Origin of the sequence: Vibrio sp. VPAP30 (assembly GCF_001188205.1) — a bacterium.
Classification (GTDB): domain Bacteria; phylum Pseudomonadota; class Gammaproteobacteria; order Enterobacterales; family Vibrionaceae; genus Vibrio; species Vibrio bivalvicida.
This window is the reverse complement of the sequence record NZ_LBLS01000026.1, coordinates 75,947-96,403: the sequence shown is the minus strand read 5'-3', so window position 1 is coordinate 96,403 and position 20,457 is coordinate 75,947. Positions and strand designations below refer to the sequence as shown.

Here is a 20,457-nt window from a genome sequence, read left to right as displayed (position 1 = left end):
TATGATTTCAACCCAAGCGGCACCAGAGAATTTAGTCTCTTCAGACGGTAAACCTAGCTATGGCCACTTTGACGGAATTCCAAAACAAATCACAGCCGATCGTTTTGATTATCGCAATACCATGGACAAACGTGCTAATTCAGTTACCAAGTACTTTCACTATAAGCAGTTTCAGTTTGTCAGCCTAAAAACGGCTCGATTCATTATAGGCTTCGCTATTGCAGACATTCGTTATCTTGGTTCGTCTTTTTGTTATGTCTACGATATAGAGAACAACTCGCTCAGTGAACAAAATTGGTTAAGACCGCTGTCGCTCGATAAGAAAATGACCCAGTCTCCTTACTCAGGGGTTAGCCATATTGCAGGAGCAAAACTACGTTTCGAGATTGAGCAAGGGCAGTGGCAAGTCAAAGTTCATAGCAGGGATCTAAAACTTGATATTGCCTTGTATTCCCCTGAAGCAAGTCTGCCGCTTTGCGTGTGCACACCAACCGCTTACTCAGGTTGGACGTATACCCAAAAACACAATGCCCTTGCTGTTAAAGGTGTTCTTGAAATCAACGGCAAACCAGAGAGTCTAGAAGGAGCATTGGCAAGCTATGACTTTTCTGCCGGATACATGCGCCGCGAAACAAGCTGGCGTTGGGCAAATATCAATTCAAGCCAAGACCATACGTTGCTTGGCCTCAACTTAGCCGCAGGTGTCAATGAAACCGGAAGCTGTGAAAACGCATTATGGGTAAATGGACAGCGACACCTACTCAGCCCAGTTCACTTCTTATTTGACCGCGACCATATCGATCGAGATTGGCGTGTCCACTCAGATGATGGCCGAGTAGAACTTAGCTTTAAACCCCTCAATAGACGCAGTGAAAAGCTCAATCTGTTGCTACTTAAAAGCAATTTTCGTCAGTTTATTGGCCTTTTTGATGGTTTTGTTATCGACGGAAATGGACAAAAACATCCGTTCAATAACGTATTGGGGCTAACAGAAGATCACTATGCCAAATGGTAACCATCTGTGACGGAGACAATATATGGAATTTCAAACAATTATTGACCATCCTGAATGGTTACTCATGCTGCTCGCTCCGTTATTTATTGGTTTGATGGTGGCAGAATATGTCATAGGCCAAAGAGGAGGAAGACTGCCTAAAAACTCCGCCTATAAACTGCCAGAGGTGCTGTGCAATTTTTCGTTAGCAGGTATGCATCAATTAGCGGATCTGCTGACAGGTCTAGTCATCGTAAAACTCTATTTTTGGCTGTTTGGTTGGAAATTGCTCGACATTGACATGAACGCGACCTCTTTCATTGTTTTGCTTATTTTGCAGGACTTTTGCTACTACTGGTTTCATCGCGCTAGCCATCGTATCCGTTGGATGTGGGCGGCTCATGTCGCGCATCATAGCTCGGAAAGAATGAACTTTAGCACCGCATTTCGCCAAAGCTTAATGTACCCTATTGCTGGCATGTGGCTGTTTTGGGTTCCTTTGGTCATCATAGGTTTTGAGCCGAAATGGGTTGTCTTCGCCGTGCTGCTAAATTTGGGGCTACAGTTTTTCGTCCACACTCAGTGGATTCGCTCTCTGGGTAAGCTCGAGCTCATTTTTAACACACCCTCGCATCATCGAGTCCATCATGGACGTAATCCACAGTATATCGATAAGAACTATGCTGGGGTCTTAATTATTTGGGACAAGCTTTTCGGTACGTTTGCACCAGAAGTGGAGACCGTACGCTATGGGATCACCAAGCCTATCGACAGCTACAACCCACTTATAGTGACCTTTACCGAATGGCGAGATATGTTCCATGATGCGCGCAGCAAGCATATGTCATTAAGACAGAGGCTGATGATCTTGCTTGCACCTCCCACTGATAAACCCGTGGCTATTGAAACAAAGGATTCAAAACAGCCTATAGAAGAAGCCAATCAGTAACAGACTAACCGTCGACACTGTGCTCTTTGCGCAAGCCTTCAAGTAACTGCCGTGCTTGTTTAGGGCTATGCAAGCGAACAAAGCGAATATGCTGATAATCTGGGTTGATCATGTCTGCTAGGTAACGCTTTTGGTTGCTGCGGTAAGTCTTTAACGTCCAGAGGATTATCGAATCACGACTAAGAAAAGACTTAGTAAGAGATTCTCGATTCCCTGTTCCCGGCCAAAGCTCTTTGCCTGTGAGACTTCGCTGTATCGCTCGGCTTATCGACTGATACAAAGTCCGCGGGAGAGAATAATCTACCCAAATAACGGTATCGACGTTCTCCCATTTCACTTTCCGTGTACGGTTGTAGTTGCCATCGAGCACCCAACTTGAGCCTTTCAATGCATTGCGAATCTTGGCAAAGAACTCTAAGTCTGGGGACTCCTGCCAATCAGGCTTCCAGAACAAGCGATCCATCTCGATATACTCACAATCAAGAGCACTTGCTAGCTGAGCACTAAAGGTTGATTTCCCACTACCACTTGTCCCTACAACATTCACTTTATGCATTGTAACTCCTTGTATACTCGTTAAAAAAGGGGCGAGAGTAGACCACAAGTTGCACATTCAATCAAGAGAAATGTTGCGAATAGCACCAGACTAAAAAGGGCATCCGAAGATGCCCTAAGTCATATGTCTAAGATCGTAAGTTTAATCAAGTCTTAGTGTCACGCCAGAGTAGTTTGTGTAACCGCGCAGCATCACATGGTAAGTCACGCCTTTTTGTGCTGATACACTACATTGCTCACTATTACCGTTGCGGTATGGACGACAATCGTAGCTGCTGGTCGTTGGCTTGCTGCCTGCTTTGACATACAAGTCAGCATCACCTGAACCACCTGAGATAGAAACAACCACATTTGATGCAGCGTCTACCGTGAAGGTGTAAAAATCTTGCGCCAAACGGTTGCCACTTAGATTAGCGATAGGCTCACCTTTCTTAAGAACATCGCCTCCTGGAGGAGTAGCGCCACAGCCTGCATCAACTCCAACCGTGGTAAATGCTGCCTTGACATCATCTACATTGTAACCCATATCAGCAGCAGCTTTTGCTACACCACACGCACCTTGATCGAAGGTACTATTTGCAGTCCAATAAAGTTGGTTGGCTACGGTAAAGACTTCAAAACCTTTGCGTACATTCCAGCCACTCTTGTTCGATAACAAATAGAAAGCACGGTTAAATACACCACTTGAGTAGTGAACATTTAGACCATCGTAGTATTGAGATGCGTGGTCAATTGAGCGCCCGTCTTTTGAAGGCTGCTCGAAATAACGCAGCCCACCTTCAGATTTAAAGATATCTGCACCGACGATCCAGTCCACGTTACCACGCATGTAGTACTCTGCTGCTTCACCTGCGATGTCAGAGAATGCTTCGTTCATACCTCCAGACATGTTTTCGTAAACTAAACCAGAGTTTTGCTCAGTAAAGCCATGACTCACTTCGTGTGCACTTACATTAATATCGACAAGCGGATAAAAGGTGTTTTTGCCATCACCAAATGTCATCGAAGAACCGTTCCAGAACGCATTTTCATACCCAGAGCTATAATGCACGCGCATGGTTAACTGGAACGTCAGTGGCGCGGTGTTCATCCACTCCTTGTACATATCGAATACAACGTTGCCAAAATAGTGCGCATCGTTTAGGGGAGAATAAGCACCATTTATGTACTTGTGGTCGGTGAAGTTTGTTCCATCAGTACAGTCGTATGTGTACGCTTGACTGCCAGATGTCCCGTGGTTCAAATCGATGGTTTTAACCGCTGCATTTTCAAGCTTACACTTAGTGCCCGTTTTATCGATAGCAAAACCTGGAAAGTCTTTGCCATAATCATAACGGTTGGTTTTTAAATTACCACCCGGTCCAGTACCAGTTGCTTCAGCGTGGTTTAAGCCGTCCCAATGCTTAAGTACCTGACCTGTCATCGCATCAATAAAGTAGAAAGGGCGAGCAGGTTCCTCTGCCGCGACAAAGAAATCCACCAGGTATACCACTTGTGCGGTTTGAGACTCATCCAAACGCACCATTAGCTTAACATTTTCGTTTTCAACATTTAGCTTTGCAACAGAATGACCTTGATAGGCTGAAACCGCAGCAGCAACCGCTTGCTTCTCATCAAGAGTTGGACTGATCGTTGCAAGATCGGCACCAATACCTTGTGCCATCATACCAAACACTTGGCTCGGCTGATCTTTGGAAACCGTCGCAACCACTGAGGTATCAAATACAGGTAACCCTAAATGCGTTTGCTGATAACGGACTTTGGTTTTCCCATTTGGCAATACGACACGTTTTACTTCAACGAAACCTGTCTCCACTGGAGCGACGCTGTTCGACTGAGCTTGTAGAGTCTGCTGTAGCAGTGCATCGTCTTTGACTTGCACCATTTCTGCCGCATTTGCAGCCCAACTTAGTGATGTGCCCATGATAGCAGCGATCATCCAGCTTAATTGACGTTGTTGGTTCATTATTCTTTCCTGTGATTTTGTAGAAATTCCCTCTTCCCAACCGCTAGATAGGAAGTATTTAGCGATAAATCGCGCATTAACCATGGAAGATCACAACAGAAATCTGCAAGTTCGCGACAAAATTAATTTTCACTTTACGTCACACACAGTTTACGCAAACCAATCAATAGCATTGATTAGATAACTAGAGGGAATAATTGATCCACAAAGAAACAATGAGTTACGACTAATGACAAATGTGTGCTCCGATTTATTCACACAAAATTATCAGCAAGAAGCACGTGACTTACGCCTAAAGTTTTATGTGCATTTTCATCATTTACAGTCCAGCTCCCTGTAATTCATAACCTAACTGATAACATTTGATGAACTCGTGAAATACCCAACTCAATTGAATCTGAAGTGGAACAAGTACTAGAGTTAAAATATTGTAAAATCGACTGGCTCTAGCATACGTTCAAAGTCGCAAAATAAGCCCTACTCTAGCCACATGTATACAAAGTAAAGTATGATTGTTTTATAAAGGAAATAAATGGTTTAAGAGTGAACGCCGCCTATGGCAAATCTAAAAAATTCTGTGGCAAAAAATATCAAGACTAAAGTCGCGGGTCAGACCCAAGATGATGTCGTTTACTGCCACATTTTCGATGCAATTCTGGAACAACGCCTTCCACCAGCAACGAAACTCAATGAAGAAGCCTTAGCCGAAATCTTTAGTGTGAGCCGAACCATCATTCGCCGCGCTCTGCTTAGACTCTCTATGGAGCAGGTTGTCAGTATTCGTCCAAACCGTGGGGCTATGGTCGCAGCGCCAACTAAGGAAGAGGCTAAGCAAATCATTAAAGCGCGTGAAGTTATGGAGCTTGCGATTACTGAGTTAGCCGTTGAGCACGCAACACCCGCCGAGATTGACGAGTGTCGTCGATTGGTTGAGAAAGAAAATCAAGCTTTCGATAATGGGGATTATGGTAAAGGGTTACGTTTATCAGGTGAGTTCCATATTATGCTAGCCGAGATAGCAAACAACGCTCCATTGCTTGCCTTCCAACGTAGCTTAGTTTCTCAAACGTCACTGCTTATCGCCCAGTACGAAACAGGCAACCATGCTAACTGTTCTTTAGATGAACATACGGTGTTACTTGATGCCATTGAAGCCGGTAAGACCGAGCAGGCCGTCGAGCTAATGCGAGTGCATATCGATCATATTCGTTCCAAGCTCAATTTAGACAGTGGCGCCGCTTCCAACGATCTGCACGTTGTGTTCTCTGATTTGATTAAAGGACGTTGATAGAGTAGTGAGATGCGGGAACACTTCGCTTATAGATGCGAGACCGCTGCGCTACCAGAAAAAGCCAAAATCCCAACGCTAGTTTAATAAGATGTTGGGAATTTCTCTCCCTCAATACTCGCTGCAAGAGCTCCCCAACTCACTCGTCCCTCCTTCTTGAGGATGACAGTGCTTCCATCCCGCATCTCTCATCTCTCATCTCTCATCTCTCATCTCTCATCTCTCATCTCTCATCTCTCATCTCTCATCTCTCATCTCTCATCTCTCATCTCTCATCTCTCATCTCTCAAGATTGTACACAATAAAAAACACAATATTAATTTTCTTTACGTAAAGATTTCCTACTCAAAGATTACGTACATTTATCTTAGTAATCATAAACTTAGCGGAAACGCCTCTATTCAGAAGCGCCTAAAACGCACTTTTTTGTGTTGCATTTTTGTAAAAATAAAGTTGACCTTATGGTCAATTTATCCAATTATTGACCACAAGGTCAGAAAAAACATCAGAACAATAGTATCAATGCACAAGGAGGTCTCTTGATTACTTTCCTACTCAATCAAGAACTCAAACAAGAAAGTGAGCTGTCGCCTAACATGACAGTGCTTCAGTACCTGAGAACACATGTACAAAAAACGGGTACCAAAGAAGGATGTGGTTCAGGTGACTGTGGTGCCTGTACCGTTGTACTGGGTGAAGTCATCGAAGGAAAACTTCAGTACCGCTCTGTTAACTCTTGTTTGACGTTCGTCTCTAGCCTTCATGGTAAACAGCTTATTACCGTCGAAGACTTGCAGAACAAAAACAAGCTGCACCCAACACAGCAAGCCATGGTGGACTTTCATGGTTCTCAATGTGGTTACTGTACTCCGGGCTTTATCATGTCCATGTTCGCTCTAAGTAAGAACAAACCAGCAGCGAACAAAGAAGATGTCATGGAATCACTGGCTGGCAACCTATGTCGCTGTACGGGTTATCGCCCTATTGTAGATGCTGCCTTGTCACTGGTTTCAAACGAACCACTAATGGACCAGTTTGTTGAGCTTGAGAAGAAAACTGTCGCGAGACTGCAAACCTTGCAAGAACAGCCAGCTAGCTTAAGTCATGGAAACTTGACCGCGTACCTTCCGCGTAGCGTCGATGAGCTAGCAGAAATTTACACTGCAAATCCTAAGGCAAAATTGGTCGCTGGCGGTACCGACTTGGCGCTAGAAGTGACCCAATTTCACCGAGAGATCGAAACACTAATCAACGTCAACCTTGTTAAAGACATGAAGGTCTGCGAAGAGAGCGAAGATGCCCTACACATTGGTGCCAACGTAGCGATTAGCGATGCTTACCAACTGCTGACCAACCACTACTCTGATTTCGGCGAACTGCTACATCGCTTCGCCTCACTGCAAGTACGCAACCAAGGTACGCTTGGCGGCAATATTGGTAACGCTTCACCGATCGGAGACGCGCCACCACTTCTTATCGCCCTCAATGCTCAGGTTAAACTGCGCCGTGGTAAGCAATCAAGAATCCTTCCGATTGAAGATTACTTCATCAGCTACAAGGTGACAGCTCAGCAAGAAAGTGAGTTTATTGAACAAGTCATTATTCCTAAACCGAAGAGCAGCGACACTTTCCGTGCATACAAACTTTCTAAGCGCTTGGATGACGACATCTCAGCAGTATGTGGGGCGTTCAATATCCAGATCGAAGACAACAAAGTAGTCGACGCTCGCATTGCCTTTGGTGGAATGGCAGCAACACCAAAACGCGCTTCAAACTGTGAAGCAGCCCTAATTGGTCAGAGCTGGACGCAAGAGACTATCGATAAAGCAATGAAAGAGATATACAGCGACTTTGAGCCACTGTCTGATTTCCGAGCAAGCAAAGAATATCGCTCTATGACCGCCGCTAACATGCTGCGCCGTTTCTTTATCGAGCAGAACAACCAGATTGAAACGAGGGTAACGTCTTATGTCTAACGCACACCATCAGACCCTATCTCATGAAGAGATGGTCGCCATCGTAAAGCAGGATCTCAAAACTGGCGTTGGTAAAAGCGTAAAACACGACAGCGCCCCAAAGCAGGTCACGGGTGAAGCGGTCTATATTGATGACCGTCTTGAATTCCCAAATCAACTGCATGTGTATGCGCGTTTAAGTACCCACGCTCATGCGAAAATTACCAAGCTTGATGTTTCTCCATGTTATGAATTCGAAGGCGTGGCGATTGCCATTACCCATGAAGACGTACCTGGGCAACTTGATATCGGCGCCATACTGCCCGGTGATCCGCTGCTTGCTGACGGGCTCGTACAATATTATGGACAACCCGTACTCGCAGTTGCAGCGAACGACATGGAAACCGCACGCAAAGCCGCGCAAGCCGCCATTGTTGAGTATGAAGCACTGCCACCGGTTCTGGATGTCAAAGAAGCACTAGAAAAAGAGCTATTTGTGACTGAAAGCCACCAGCAAAAACGTGGCGATTCGGCAGCAGCACTTGCCAATGCTAAACACATCATTGAAGGTGATTTAGAAATTGGCGGTCAAGAACATTTCTACCTTGAAACTCAGGTTAGTAGCGTTATGCCGACTGAAGATGGCGGTATGATCGTATACACCTCAACGCAAAACCCGACAGAAGTACAAAAGCTAGTTGCTGAAGTTCTTGGCGTCCCTATGCATAAAGTCGTGATTGACATGCGCCGTATGGGTGGTGGTTTTGGTGGCAAAGAAACCCAAGCCGCAGCGCCAGCATGTATGGCGGCTGTGATTGCCCATCTCACCAAGCGCCCAACTAAGATGCGTCTACCGCGTGCAGAAGATATGACCATGACGGGCAAGCGCCACCCATTCTACAACCAATATAAGATTGGTTTTGATGACAATGGCGTCATTCAAGGCTCAGAGATCATCGTTGCAGGTAACTGTGGTTACTCACCAGATCTATCGAGCTCAATTGTCGACCGCGCAATGTTCCACTCAGACAACGCCTACTACCTAGGTGATGCAACGGTCACAGGTCATCGCTGTAAAACCAATACTGCCTCAAATACTGCCTATCGTGGTTTTGGCGGCCCGCAAGGTATGATGACTATTGAACACATCATGGACGAAATTGCCCGCTACTTAGACAAAGACCCACTCGAAGTACGTAAAGCCAACTACTACGGTGGTGAAGGACGTGACGTCACTCATTACTACCAAAAGGTTGAAGATAACTTCTTACCAGAGATCACAGCGCAGCTAGAACAAAGCAGTGACTACCACGCTCGCCGTAAAGCGATTGCCGAGTTCAACAAACAGAGTCCTATCTTGAAGAAAGGCTTAGCGATCACTCCAGTGAAATTTGGTATCTCATTCACGGCGACTTTCCTCAATCAGGCTGGCGCGCTCATTCACATCTACACCGATGGCAGTATTCATTTGAATCACGGTGGTACAGAGATGGGACAAGGCTTGAATATCAAAGTGGCACAAATTGTTGCACAGGAGTTCCAAGTTGATGTTGAACGTATCCAAATCACCGCTACCAATACCGACAAAGTACCGAACACATCGCCAACAGCAGCCTCATCGGGCGCCGACCTCAATGGTAAAGCCGCGCAAAATGCCGCATTAACCATTAAACAGCGCTTGATTGATTTTGCTTCTAGTCATTTTAAGGTCTCGCCTGAAGAAGTAGTGTTCAAAAATGGCATGATCATGATCCGCGATGAAATCATGACCTTCGAATCCTTTGTTCAATTGGCCTACTTCAACCAAGTATCGCTATCGAGCACAGGCTTCTACCGTACACCGAAGATCTACTACGATCATGAAAAGGCTCGCGGTCGCCCATTCTACTACTTTGCTTACGGAGCCTCTTGCTCGGAAGTAATCATTGATACCTTAACGGGTGAGTACAAGATCCTACGCGCAGACATTCTGCATGATGTAGGTGCTTCGCTAAACCCTGCTATTGATATCGGTCAGATTGAAGGAGGCTTCCTGCAAGGTGTCGGTTGGTTAACCACCGAAGAGTTAATCTGGAATGAGCAAGGCCGCTTAATGACCAATGGCCCCGCAAGCTACAAGATCCCAGCGATCGCAGATATGCCAATCGAGTTCCATACCCACTTATTGGAGAACCGAGCAAACCCAGAAGATACAGTATTCAATTCGAAAGCCGTCGGTGAGCCACCATTCATGTTGGGTATGTCGGTCTGGAGTGCATTGAAAGATGCGATTGCTTCTGTTGCCGTCGAAGGAGCGATTCCTAAGTTGGATACACCAGCAACACCGGAACGTGTCTTGATGGCGATTGCGAAAGTGAGCCAGCCACAAACGACATCTGAGAAAGCTGAACAAGCCTAGTAGACGTCATTTCATAGAATGACGACAAGATAAATAGTTCAAGGAGAGACGTATGTTTAAGGACAATTGGATTCATGAACTGGCACAACTAGAGAAAAACAGCGAACCGTGCGTGATGGTGACTGTATTGGAAGACCGTGGCTCTGTGCCAAGGGATGCAGGCACCAAAATGCTGATCACCCGTGACAGGTTGATTGCCACTATAGGTGGAGGTCATCTTGAACATGTCGCGACCAAAATGGCTCGTGAGATGCTGATCGCAGGTGAACGCTCACTCAAAGTAGAACGCTTTAATCTTGGTGCCCGCCTGGGCCAGTGTTGTGGCGGAATGGCAACACTGAGCTTTGAGCCTATTGGCACCGCGCAAAAGCATCTGGTTGTGTTTGGAGCAGGTCATGTCGCCAAAGCCCTTTTACATATCGTCTCGACTCTTCCTTTCCGAGTGACTTGGATTGATGAGCGTGATGATGTTTTCCCTGAAGAACTGCCACGTAATGTGACTAAGTTAGTGACCGATGATCCGGTCGCAGAGGTACGAGATTTGCCACCGAACAGTTACTACTTAGTCATGACTCACAATCATCAACTCGATTTTGATCTCGCTAGAGCCATTATTGACCGAGACGACAGCGTCTATTTCGGCATGATTGGTTCACTGACTAAACGCAAGAAATTTGATATGCGCTTAGCCCAGCGTGGTTACAGTGATGCACAGATCAACACTATGATTTGCCCCATTGGCGTCAGCATGGTGAATGGCAAGCATCCGGCAGAAATCGCGGTATCGGTTGCAGGTGAACTAATCGCACACTATCAGGGCATTCCACTTGAAGAAAAGCGCCCTACGGCACACAGTAAAAGTAATCATATGAGCGATTCGCCACTGGAAGAGAAAATCGCCTAACCCAATCAGCCGTTTAATTTGGGTTTTAAAAGGAAGTAAAAATGACAACGCAACGCAAAGCTTATCGTGCAGCGATTTTGCACAGTATCGCGGATCCGAAAGATGTCGGACTGGACAATTCATATCAATTCTTTGATGACGGAATCATCGTTGTCGAAGACGGACATATCGTGGATATTGGTGAAACCGAGGAAGTACTCGCCCGCCAACCCAAAGATCTCAATATAGCCGAATACGAAGACAAGCTGATTACCTCTGGGTTTATCGATACCCATATTCACTACCCGCAAACGGGTATGATCGCTTCATACGGTGAACAACTGCTCGACTGGCTAGAAAACTACACCTTCCCAGAAGAGCGCCGTTTTAAGAATCCAATTTACGCGCTCAAGGTAGCTAAGTTGTTTTTTGATGAACTGGCAAGCAACGGAACCACTACAGCCCTCGTATTTGGCACGGTACACAAAGAGTCGGTAGACGTATTTTTTGGTGAAGCGGAACGTCGTAACCTACGCATGATTGCAGGCAAGGTATTGATGGATAGAAATGCGCCAGACTACCTAACCGATACTCCTGAATCTGGATATCAAGCATCAAAAGAACTGATTGAAAGATGGCACAATCGCGGGCGACTGCTTTATGCTGTTACTCCTCGATTTGCTCCCACTAGCACACCTGAACAGTTAGCCACTGTGGGTAAGCTGCTCGAAGAGTACCCCGATGTATATATGCACACTCATCTTTCAGAGAACAAGAAAGAGATCGAATGGGTACTAGACCTATTCCCTGAGCGAGAGTCTTATCTCGATGTCTATGACCACTATGGTTTACTGCACAAGCGCTCGGTATTCGCGCATGGGATACACCTGTCTGATTGTGAGTGCCAGCGGCTAGCCGACACGGAATCAGCAATCGCTTTTTGCCCTACGTCTAACCTTTTCTTAGGTTCGGGCCTATTTAAACTACCTAAACTAGAAGAGCATGGCGTAAGGGTCGGGATGGGAACTGACGTCGGAGCTGGAACCAGCTTCTCAATTCTTCAGACCATGAGTGAAGCGTATAAGATAATGCAGCTTCAACAAGAGAAACTGCATCCACTTAAATCACTATTCCTCGCAACATTAGGCGGTGCTCGTTCACTCCACTTGGAAGACAAGATAGGCAACCTTGAAGTGGGTAAAGAAGCCGACTTTGTCGTCCTCGACCTACATGCAACTCAATTAATGCGTTTCCGAATGAACCAAGCAACGACCCTTGAAGAGAAACTGTTCGTCCTGATGAGCTTAGGGGACGATAGAACAGTGTGCGAGACCTTTATCTACGGTGAAAAAGCGTATGATGCCAAAGGGCAGATAGACGGAAAGAAGTTCGCTAGCTAAAGTGGAAGCAAACTAATATCGCTCCAAATAGAAAACGCTCCCGGTTGATGGGAGCGTTTTTATTAGCCAAGCAGGTATCTCTATTTAATGCCGTACTTAGCTAATATCTTGTCAAACGTACCGTTGGCTTTTATCTCGGCTAGCCCTTTATTAAACGCCTCAATGTACTCTGCATGATTTGGGTTTGCTAAACCCGAAGTAACGTGCAGCGGGTTAACTGACAAGGCATTGTTGGTGAAATCAAAATCGTCTAAGTTCATACCTGCGCCAGATAAGGTGGATTTAGCAACGAGTTCATCTTCTAGGGTCAAATCCACACGTTTTGCCATCAACTTTTTGGCATTAGCGACCAAGTCATTAGCTTCAGGTTTTTTAAAGTTAGTCGCTGCCAAAAACTCATCACCATAGCCATAATTGCGAATAATCCCCACAGTTTTACCTGATAAACTGTCCAAACCGTTGTACTCGAATCCTTCACCTTTACGCATGATAAATTTTAGAGAGTTTTCTAAGTAGGGCTCGCTGTACTTCAAAAATGAGGTACGTTCATTGGTAAACCATGTCGCAACCAAAACGTCAACCTTACCACTTTTGACTTCATTGAGCGCTCGAGTCCAAGGCATGATTTTAAAATCTACGCTATGGCCCTGAGATTTAAAGGCTTCGGTAATGATTTCAACCGATACTCCTGGATTGGCTTTATCCTTTTGAACAAATGGGGCCCAAGGGTCTTGCGCAGCCGTTACCACCGCTGCATTAACAGCAAAAGATAATAATGTGCTAACCACTAATAAGATGAGATTTCTCATAACATGTCCTCTGTTTATATCTTAGGTACGGAACTTAGCCATATGATTGGCAATACTTTGACTTAAGCTCAATACTTCTTCTGTCCTTTCTGCATTCTTAGTCGCGCCTGAAGAAACATCGTTGGATGCCTCCGATGCCTCAACAATCGCCTGACTGATTTCTTCCACTGCCATACGTTGTTCGTCAGTCGCTTGAGATATTTGCCCACTTCTATCTGAAATGATCGTAATCAGGCTTTGCACCTCACTCACAGAGCTTTGCGATTCACTCACCCGAGTAGCCGTCTTTTCTAGTAATGTTGCAATCCGTGTAAGCTCATCTTCAACCGATTTAGTTGCTGCACCTAATGCGGAAATGTTTTTTTGGATCTGTTCGGTCGACTCACTGGTTTTCACTGCCAGATTGCGTACTTCATCGGCAACAACAGCGAAGCCTCGACCTTGTTCACCAGCCCTTGCTGCTTCGATGGCAGCATTGAGCGCCAATAGATTGGTCTGCTCAGAAATATCATTAATAACATTGAGAACCGTGGTAATTTTTTCCCCTTCATCAATCAAAATATGCATTTCAGCATTTACATGATTCATCTCTTCTCGCATGTTGATGATATCGCTGGCAGAACTTTCAATCGCATCATTAACATTTGAAGCGAGGGAGGTCGCTGTATGAGCCTGTTGCGCTGTCTCTGAAGCCGTATCAGCAACGGTAGAGACCGATTGATTTAACTCCGTAGCAGCAGCTGCAACTGTCGTGAGCTGATGCTTTTGCATCTCCAGTTTTTCAGCATTTGCTTTAGCGGTTGCTCCATTGGCTTGCGCCTTGTCCTTAAGGTTGTCTGAGGACTGATTCACATCTTGTACAATCACCCGAAGTGATTCTGTAAAGCTGTTTATCCCATCGGTAATTTCCGCAAATTCTCGATACTTGGCAGGGGCTAATTTGTTGGTCAGGTCACCATCACCAGAGGCTAGATCTTTAATCACCTCCGTAAGATCGGAAATAGGGCGAATAACCGTCATAGACAAGGCAACGACAATCACGATAGACAGAATGATATCGAGTATAATCAGCTCGATAATGTTGGTTTTTAATGAATCAGCGAGCTTGGCATCGAGAGCATGGGTATCAAAATAGACCGTGACCTTACCTACAGGGTTTTCTTCCCCATATTCGACAAATGTTAGGTTCTCTGTGATACCGTTTTCAGCGGAAAATAGGGACTTGTTCTCTACTACAACGGTTTCTCGCTCTTCACCCGACATTGTCTGAGTTAAGAACAAAAGATCATTACCATCATTATCGATTAACTGAATAGCAGAAATCTCTGGTAAGTTTAGCTCTGCAGACATAGAGACTGTTGCAGAGTCTAGATCAAAATCCCACACCGCTTTAGGCAAGCTGATCATCATCCGCTGAGTCGTGTTCTCTACGGAGTGTTGCAGTTCGACTAATAAATTGTCTTTAAAACTTTGATACTTAATGAATGCCGATACTAGTAACACTAAGGTCAAAGCGATAATGACCTGCACCAAAAATACGACTTTTAATTTTTTCAAAACTGCCTCCCAAGTTTTTCGACAGTTAATAAAAAAGTAGTAACTGATTAATCAATTATCAAACAAATCGATTAATTAGAATTAAATCACAATTATTAGGGTGTATAGCGGCGTTGCCGTAATGAAGAAATACCAAGAGACTGGCATCAATATGTCTACAACGACACTTCAGAACAACCGTTTTAATCTTCACTGAAGTGGTTTAGGTCAGTCCTAAGTTGGTGCAGACGCATACTTATCCAAAATACGCTGCACCAAGTCCATACGCACAGGCTTAGGGACGACATCATTAAACCCCAACTCTAAATAGTGCTTCACATCTTTATCGAAGGTGTTGGCCGTAAGCGCAATGATTGCGGTATCGGGCGCTAAATCATCTTGGCGGATTCTCTTTAACGCTTCTATACCATCCATAATTGGCATTTGAATATCCATGAAGATGATGTCGAAATGGCGCTGTTTAATGACATCTAGGCACTCTTGTCCATTGTTTGCAGTGGTAGTTTCAACTTGTAATGTTCCCAACATTTTCTGCGCGACAATTTGATTAACTCGCATATCCTCTACGATCAATGCAGATAAGCCAGAACTCTTCTTTAACGGTATATCCGTTTGTTCTACCTTCACACTTTGGCTGCCTAAGGCACTAAGCAGACTGAAAATATCATAAGGTTTGGTCAGCTTTATCTGCTTTTCTGAAATGCGAACTGAAGCATTTAAATCAGTAATCATAACGCTCATTTGGTCATCAATATGAACCGCTGGCAAATTGTTATCTACCGTGCTACCGCCACTTTGGTAGTAAACAGCCACATCGCCAGATTCATCAAACAAGCCAAAGCGTTTGAGTTCATTGCTGATTAACTCTTTGGCGTGTAGGTCAGCGCTAACCACTCTTAATCGGTTTTCGAGATTCGTTGCACAATGAATCGCTTTCTCCCCTTCCACTTTGACTGGAATTGCAACGCTAAACTCAGTGCCTTTATCTAGCTCACTTTCAACCTCGATACTTCCATTCATCAACTTAACCAACGACTGACAAATAGACAGCCCCAAGCCCGTACCGCCATATTTTCTAGTGATTGAATCATCGGCTTGAGTAAATTCTTCAAATACTTTATCAATTTGCTCTCGTGACATGCCAATGCCGGTGTCAGACACTTTTAATCTTAATATAGTCGCTTGTTCTGAACGCTCCAATGAAAGGCACACATCAACATAACCCTGCTCAGTAAACTTAAGCGCGTTGTAGCTTAGGTTATTGATCAACTGCAGCAACTTAGTTTTATCTGCGATGAGTTGGTAGTCTTTATCCAACTGTGTAGAAAAAAAGATCTCAACATCGCTTTTGCTCATATCAACAAAGATGGTTTTAGACAGTTCAATTAACTCACTGCAATAGAACGGCTCCGTTTGCAGCTTCATCTTTCCTTGCTCTATCTTACTGATATCAAGCACACTGTTAATCAGTTTGAGTAGGTGCTGACCAGAGCTATTGATCATCGACAAAAAGTTACGCGTCTGCTCATCAGTAGCTTCGTAGTACTCTTTATGGCTCAAGCCGATAATCGCATTTAATGGCGTCCGCATTTCATGAGACATATTGGCAAGGAAGCGAGCTTTAGCCGTTGCATGTTGCTCAGCGAGTTTTTTTGCTTCTTCCAGTTTATCTCCGCGTTCAGTCAAGTCTTGACTGAGTTTAATTTGGTGCAGATACATATAAGAAATCACTCCGACCAGAATGATTGAACAGGCAATAATCACTACCATGAACAAATACTGACGGTCATAGAGTTCTTCTTTGTCCTGAGTAAACTCGAGTTGATTCCTTTGTACTTCTGCGACAAAACTTGATAAGTACTTGTTGAGGTCAAAATACGTTTTTTCTATCGCGTTCAATAAGTCCGCTAGGTTCTCTTCGTTTTTGAGCGTAATACCAGATATTTGCGTCGCTAGTTGAGTAATTCTTTCTTCCAATTCGGCCAACTCATCCAAGTCACCATACTGAGCATGTATATTTCGCGTTCGCTGTGCTTGTAGGTCTTGTAAGATGCTGGCTTTATGTACTCTCGCTTGTATTTTTAGTCGCGCCAACGAGCGAGGATCTTGTTGAATCGAGAAGTTCAGTATTTCGGCCTTCAACAACAACAATTTGGACTTTGCCGAAATATTGTTATTCACTATTGTGACATAGGGCTGAGGGGATATTTTTCTAATTTCACTTAACGAGTAGAAGAAATAGGTAGCCATTATCAGCAGCACAATGCAGACACTCGCAATAATGGCTATGAAGGTGCGCCCCTTTGGTAAAAGACGGGAACTCATTGCTCTATTCCACAACTATTTCTCTTACCTGCCATACCGACAGGCTATAGTAAAAGTCGTTTCTAAGTTCAGCGTGCTCGGTGAAAGGCAATACAACAAACAAGGGGCCTTTGTCATCAATAGTCATTCTAACCCCTGCCTCATGCGTTGCGAGTAGAATGCCATACTTCTTAATGTCCTCTAGCGAAATAGTGACCACATAATCATCCCACGCAATCACTTGTACCTGCTTACCCTTAGCACCCACGTACTCAAGTAAGCTGGCTAATTTGGGGCCTTTATATTCGACCACTTCAGCGACGACATGATTATTGGTATGAATAGTCCCTTGCTCTAATCCAAAGATCATCGCTTCATCAAACTCAACGCCCTGTGGAGAGTTCGTTTGGCTTACATTACCCGATATCCATAGGATAGGCTCCTCGGTTGGAGGTGATATCGCCAACACATATTGGCTAACAAACAGTAAAGTGCTCATCGCACCCATAATTAGAGCTCTTCGCATAATCGCCTCTAACATCCAGTAGTTGAGTATTAGCGCTGTAATCTCGGTCTATCAAGTCAGTATAGACAAAGATCGAGAGTGGGATGGAAATCAACAAAGGTATGTCATTGAATCGAAGACAATTTACTGACTGTATCGCTACCGCTAGGACTTACACCAATTGCCTAACATGGCATTTAACCAAACCAAAGGGGTCATTCATTTGAATGATATGGTGAGTCGTTATATTAGGTGGGGAGACATTAGTTGTGATAGTTGTTAGTCAAAAACGCCCTCAACACTTGTTATTACTCGTAGCTGAGGGCGCTTTCAATTATTTAGACCACCAGCCTAAACGAGCAACGGCGGTAGAACACCAATAGAACTGCAAATCTCGATTATCGGTACCAATTCTTGCACTCGCGCCATTTGGAGCATCAGTAACATTGTTTAACGCAGCCTTAAGCGTTGCAAGAGAATAGGTGATCGCCCCAACCCCATGCTGAGTGCTCACATCCACTTTACTCTTCTCTACTTTGTCAAAGAAGGGGTCATTAGTACTGTATAGAACGTTACCTTCTCCGACATAATAAGAGTGCGGAGTATAAGTCGGGTGCCCTGTCGCATTAGTTACCGTTAATACACCAGGTTTTAGAGTTTCGATATTGTCTGGATGAATAAGCTCCATCTTAGTGCGCAAGATGCGCCAAAGGTCGACACTCTCTTTCGCGCTAGGTGTTCTATCTTTGCTTTCGACAGGAAAACAGCGAGTAAAGGCAAAGTCGTGACATATTCCATTAATAGGCATAATTTTCTCTCCAGTTAATATTTGTTAACCATATATTTATAAAATAATAACTACAAACCGAAAATAACTGGTAAAACCAATAAGTTGAATTACACCAAGATCAAAAAAGGCACCAAACAAGGTGCCTTTTGCCAATCGAGAAGTTTAGCCTTTCAGAGTTAACATACCTTGAGTGACGATAAAATCAATGATGGTATCGAGCCCTTTGCTTTCCTTTAGGTTGGTGAACACAAAGGGTTTAGTGGGACGCATCCTCTGGGTATCTTGCTCCATCACTTCCAGTGACGCACCAACGTATGGTGCCAAATCGATCTTATTAATGATCAACAAATCTGAGCGAGTAATCCCCGGGCCACCTTTACGCGGGATCTTTTCCCCTTCTGCCACATCAATCACGTAGATGGTTAAATCCGCCAACTCTGGGCTAAAGGTGGCACTCAGGTTATCTCCACCGCTTTCTACAAACACCACATCAAGATTTTTATGACGTTTTGCCAGCTCTTCAACCGCTGCTAAGTTCATTGAGGCATCCTCACGAATTGCGGTATGCGGACAGCCGCCCGTTTCAACACCGATAATACGATCCGGCTCTAACGCTTCAGCACGGGTGAGGATTTTGGCATCTTCTTGGGTGTAAATATCATTGGTCACAACAGCGATGTTGAGTTTATCTCTGATCGCTTTACACAGCACTTCAAGCAACGCTGTTTTCCCCGAACCTACAGGACCACCAATACCGACGCGTAAAGGTTGTTTGTAACTTTCCATTGTTAATTCCTTCTAATTCTTTGCTTGCGACTTCGCTATGAGCGAAACAGCCGTGTGTACTGAGTTTCATGCAAACTGCTGGCGATAGAGATTGACGGAGTGAAGCTACCGATCATCCAATCTTCAATCGAACTGGCTCTATCTAGTGCTTTAGGAAATAACTCACTGAGTTGAATTAATGCACGTTGCCCGTCCGTTTGACCTAAAGGCACAAGTTTTACTCCCGCCATGATCAGATTCTCAGCCCAGCTCCATAAGTAACCTTGTTTGAGTTGTCGAATGTCGATGCCCCAGTGCTGCGCGGCTACGCAAAGTCCGAGCAATTGATTCGGCTCAGTGTCGGCATAATCAAAGCTAACATGATAGATATCGAGCTGTTTGAGTAAGGTATACAGCGCTTGCCCGCGCTGTTTCTCTTCGGCTCTAAGTTCTTTGGTTTCTCGGCTGCTGTAAAGCAACTCACTCAAAGCAAATAATTGTTGCTTGTTATTACTTTTCAGCGCTTGGGCATAACGCTCAAGGATTGGCAGCTCGAGTGTCGCGACACTGTTCATCAACATGTTATCGAGCCAATCTTGCATTGAAGCGCGATCCGATACCCACTGAGCCTCGACCGCCCACTCCAAACCTTGCGAATAAGTAAAACCTCCGATGGGGAGAGAGGGGCTTATCAATTGAAACAGTCGATACAACACCAGATCGTTTGGCCTATTTTGATAAGACATAGGCTAAGGTTTACAGGATGACGAGGGCGCTAACTGACGCAACACCGACAGAGAGCCAAGGGCTTGAAAGCGCGCGACCAAACTGCAAGCCCAAAACCATGAGCGCTGCGGCGCTGGTGGTCATACCCGCAGCAAATGATGAGATTGCACCTTGCGCTTCAACACCGTGCGCATAACCGTGGAAAAACACTAAACCAACACACAAGGTCAGCGCCAAGCGCAGCATATCTTTCGAAGCGTGGAAGGCTTGCCAGATTGCGCCGCTCACCACAAACAGCGAAGCCCCAATCGCAAGCTCGACGCCATTAAATCCACCAAACACCTGCCCAGCAGCAAGACCGACTAACAGTGAGGTGAGCGCACTGATCACTAACCCCACTTTACGTGCGGCTGACGTCTGTACACATGCGACTAAAATACCAAATGCGACCAACATAACTAGGTGATCGAAACCAGTTACTGGGTGAGTTAAGCCGGCTGAGAATGACCCAGTTTCGTGACCGGGATGCGCCATCACCGATGATGAGAGAAGAGCCAGAGACATGAATGCAGCGAATTGTTGTGGTTTTTTCATGAGAACTTCCTTGTTGTTA

17 protein-coding genes are annotated in these 20,457 nt (G+C 44.9%); 7 read left to right on the top strand and 10 right to left on the bottom strand.

Annotated elements, in window-relative coordinates:
* Nucleotide 1: 1 nt before the first annotated feature.
* Together ZX61_RS10920 and ZX61_RS10915 are read left to right on the top strand one after the other, a co-directional pair.
* On the top strand, nt 2-1,015 hold the full coding sequence (locus ZX61_RS10920) for a DUF2804 domain-containing protein (protein ID WP_049844661.1): 1,014 nt from the start codon (nt 2-4) through the stop codon (nt 1,013-1,015).
* 22 nt (nt 1,016-1,037) lie between these two features.
* Nucleotides 1,038-1,943, top strand: a complete 906-nt coding sequence (locus tag ZX61_RS10915; RefSeq protein WP_049844660.1) for a sterol desaturase family protein — start codon at nt 1,038-1,040, stop codon at nt 1,941-1,943.
* Nucleotides 1,944-1,947: 4 nt separating this feature from the next.
* On the opposite strand, the gene ZX61_RS10910 is transcribed toward ZX61_RS10915, so the two are convergent.
* Both ZX61_RS10910 and ZX61_RS10905 read right to left on the bottom strand, forming a co-directional pair.
* Nucleotides 1,948-2,499: an adenylate kinase gene (locus ZX61_RS10910; RefSeq protein ID WP_049844659.1), complete on the bottom strand. Its 552-nt coding sequence runs from the start codon at nt 2,497-2,499 to the stop codon at nt 1,948-1,950.
* 141 nt (nt 2,500-2,640) lie between these two features.
* Nucleotides 2,641-4,464, bottom strand: coding sequence for a M4 family metallopeptidase (locus ZX61_RS10905; protein WP_049844658.1), 1,824 nt, complete (start codon nt 4,462-4,464; stop codon nt 2,641-2,643).
* 556 nt (nt 4,465-5,020) lie between these two features.
* On the opposite strand from ZX61_RS10905, the gene ZX61_RS10900 reads away from it, so the two are divergent.
* The 5 genes from ZX61_RS10900 (at nt 5,021) to guaD (ending at nt 12,388) form a co-directional block, all read left to right on the top strand.
* A complete protein-coding gene (locus ZX61_RS10900) occupies nt 5,021-5,752 on the top strand; it encodes a GntR family transcriptional regulator (protein WP_049844657.1) in 732 nt (243 codons plus the stop codon).
* A gap of 539 nt (nt 5,753-6,291) precedes the next feature.
* On the top strand, nt 6,292-7,728 hold the full coding sequence (xdhA, locus tag ZX61_RS10895) for a xanthine dehydrogenase small subunit (RefSeq protein WP_049844656.1): 1,437 nt from the start codon (nt 6,292-6,294) through the stop codon (nt 7,726-7,728).
* Nucleotides 7,721-10,105: a xanthine dehydrogenase molybdopterin binding subunit gene (gene xdhB, locus ZX61_RS10890; protein WP_049844655.1), complete on the top strand. Its 2,385-nt coding sequence runs from the start codon at nt 7,721-7,723 to the stop codon at nt 10,103-10,105. Before xdhA ends, xdhB begins: the two co-directional genes overlap by 8 nt.
* Nucleotides 10,106-10,157: 52 nt before the next feature.
* Nucleotides 10,158-11,009, top strand: coding sequence for a xanthine dehydrogenase accessory protein XdhC (gene xdhC, locus ZX61_RS10885; RefSeq protein ID WP_049844654.1), 852 nt, complete (start codon nt 10,158-10,160; stop codon nt 11,007-11,009).
* Nucleotides 11,010-11,050: 41 nt separating this feature from the next.
* Nucleotides 11,051-12,388: a guanine deaminase gene (gene guaD / locus ZX61_RS10880; RefSeq protein ID WP_049844653.1), complete on the top strand. Its 1,338-nt coding sequence runs from the start codon at nt 11,051-11,053 to the stop codon at nt 12,386-12,388.
* An 80-nt stretch (nt 12,389-12,468) separates the two neighbouring features.
* Here guaD and ZX61_RS10875 read toward each other — a convergent pair whose 3' ends face one another.
* The 8 genes from ZX61_RS10875 to ZX61_RS10840 form a co-directional block, all read right to left on the bottom strand.
* A complete protein-coding gene (locus ZX61_RS10875; protein ID WP_049844652.1) occupies nt 12,469-13,197 on the bottom strand; it encodes a transporter substrate-binding domain-containing protein in 729 nt (242 codons plus the stop codon).
* A 21-nt stretch (nt 13,198-13,218) separates the two neighbouring features.
* Nucleotides 13,219-14,754, bottom strand: a complete 1,536-nt coding sequence (locus tag ZX61_RS10870) for a methyl-accepting chemotaxis protein (protein WP_049844651.1) — start codon at nt 14,752-14,754, stop codon at nt 13,219-13,221.
* Between the two features lie 213 nt (nt 14,755-14,967).
* The gene (locus tag ZX61_RS10865) at nt 14,968-17,079 is read right to left on the bottom strand and encodes an ATP-binding protein (protein WP_049844650.1); all 2,112 of its coding nucleotides are present in this window, start codon (nt 17,077-17,079) and stop codon (nt 14,968-14,970) included.
* A gap of 4 nt (nt 17,080-17,083) precedes the next feature.
* Complete coding sequence (locus ZX61_RS10860; RefSeq protein ID WP_049844649.1) at nt 17,084-17,584, bottom strand: hypothetical protein; 501 nt, start codon at nt 17,582-17,584, stop codon at nt 17,084-17,086.
* 313 nt (nt 17,585-17,897) lie between these two features.
* Entirely contained in the window at nt 17,898-18,371 is a 474-nt protein-coding gene (locus tag ZX61_RS10855) for a hypothetical protein (RefSeq protein ID WP_049844648.1), read from the bottom strand.
* A gap of 144 nt (nt 18,372-18,515) precedes the next feature.
* Complete coding sequence (gene ureG, locus ZX61_RS10850; protein ID WP_004744074.1) at nt 18,516-19,139, bottom strand: urease accessory protein UreG; 624 nt, start codon at nt 19,137-19,139, stop codon at nt 18,516-18,518.
* A 35-nt stretch (nt 19,140-19,174) separates the two neighbouring features.
* Nucleotides 19,175-19,864 (bottom strand): urease accessory protein UreF, encoded by a 690-nt coding sequence (locus tag ZX61_RS10845; RefSeq protein WP_049844647.1) that lies wholly within the window; start codon nt 19,862-19,864, stop codon nt 19,175-19,177.
* Between the two features lie 10 nt (nt 19,865-19,874).
* On the bottom strand, nt 19,875-20,438 hold the full coding sequence (locus tag ZX61_RS10840) for a HupE/UreJ family protein (RefSeq protein ID WP_049844646.1): 564 nt from the start codon (nt 20,436-20,438) through the stop codon (nt 19,875-19,877).
* Between the last annotated feature and the right edge of the window lie 19 nt (nt 20,439-20,457).

Excerpts from the sequence above, each read along its gene's own strand:
- ZX61_RS10920 (WP_049844661.1), top strand. The coding sequence starts at position 2 with ATGATTTCAACCCAAGCGGCACCAGAGAATTTAGTCTCTTCAGACGGT.
- ZX61_RS10915 (WP_049844660.1), top strand. The coding sequence starts at position 1,038 with ATGGAATTTCAAACAATTATTGACCATCCTGAATGGTTACTCATGCTG.
- ZX61_RS10910 (WP_049844659.1), bottom strand. The coding sequence starts at position 2,499 with ATGCATAAAGTGAATGTTGTAGGGACAAGTGGTAGTGGGAAATCAACC.
- ZX61_RS10905 (WP_049844658.1), bottom strand. The coding sequence starts at position 4,464 with ATGAACCAACAACGTCAATTAAGCTGGATGATCGCTGCTATCATGGGC.
- ZX61_RS10900 (WP_049844657.1), top strand. The coding sequence starts at position 5,021 with ATGGCAAATCTAAAAAATTCTGTGGCAAAAAATATCAAGACTAAAGTC.
- xdhB (WP_049844655.1), top strand. The coding sequence starts at position 7,721 with ATGTCTAACGCACACCATCAGACCCTATCTCATGAAGAGATGGTCGCC.
- xdhC (WP_049844654.1), top strand. The coding sequence starts at position 10,158 with ATGTTTAAGGACAATTGGATTCATGAACTGGCACAACTAGAGAAAAAC.
- guaD (WP_049844653.1), top strand. The coding sequence starts at position 11,051 with ATGACAACGCAACGCAAAGCTTATCGTGCAGCGATTTTGCACAGTATC.
- ZX61_RS10875 (WP_049844652.1), bottom strand. The coding sequence starts at position 13,197 with ATGAGAAATCTCATCTTATTAGTGGTTAGCACATTATTATCTTTTGCT.
- ZX61_RS10865 (WP_049844650.1), bottom strand. The coding sequence starts at position 17,079 with ATGAGTTCCCGTCTTTTACCAAAGGGGCGCACCTTCATAGCCATTATT.
- ZX61_RS10860 (WP_049844649.1), bottom strand. The coding sequence starts at position 17,584 with ATGCGAAGAGCTCTAATTATGGGTGCGATGAGCACTTTACTGTTTGTT.
- ZX61_RS10855 (WP_049844648.1), bottom strand. The coding sequence starts at position 18,371 with ATGCCTATTAATGGAATATGTCACGACTTTGCCTTTACTCGCTGTTTT.
- ureG (WP_004744074.1), bottom strand. The coding sequence starts at position 19,139 with ATGGAAAGTTACAAACAACCTTTACGCGTCGGTATTGGTGGTCCTGTA.
- ZX61_RS10845 (WP_049844647.1), bottom strand. The coding sequence starts at position 19,864 with ATGTCTTATCAAAATAGGCCAAACGATCTGGTGTTGTATCGACTGTTT.
- ZX61_RS10840 (WP_049844646.1), bottom strand. The coding sequence starts at position 20,438 with ATGAAAAAACCACAACAATTCGCTGCATTCATGTCTCTGGCTCTTCTC.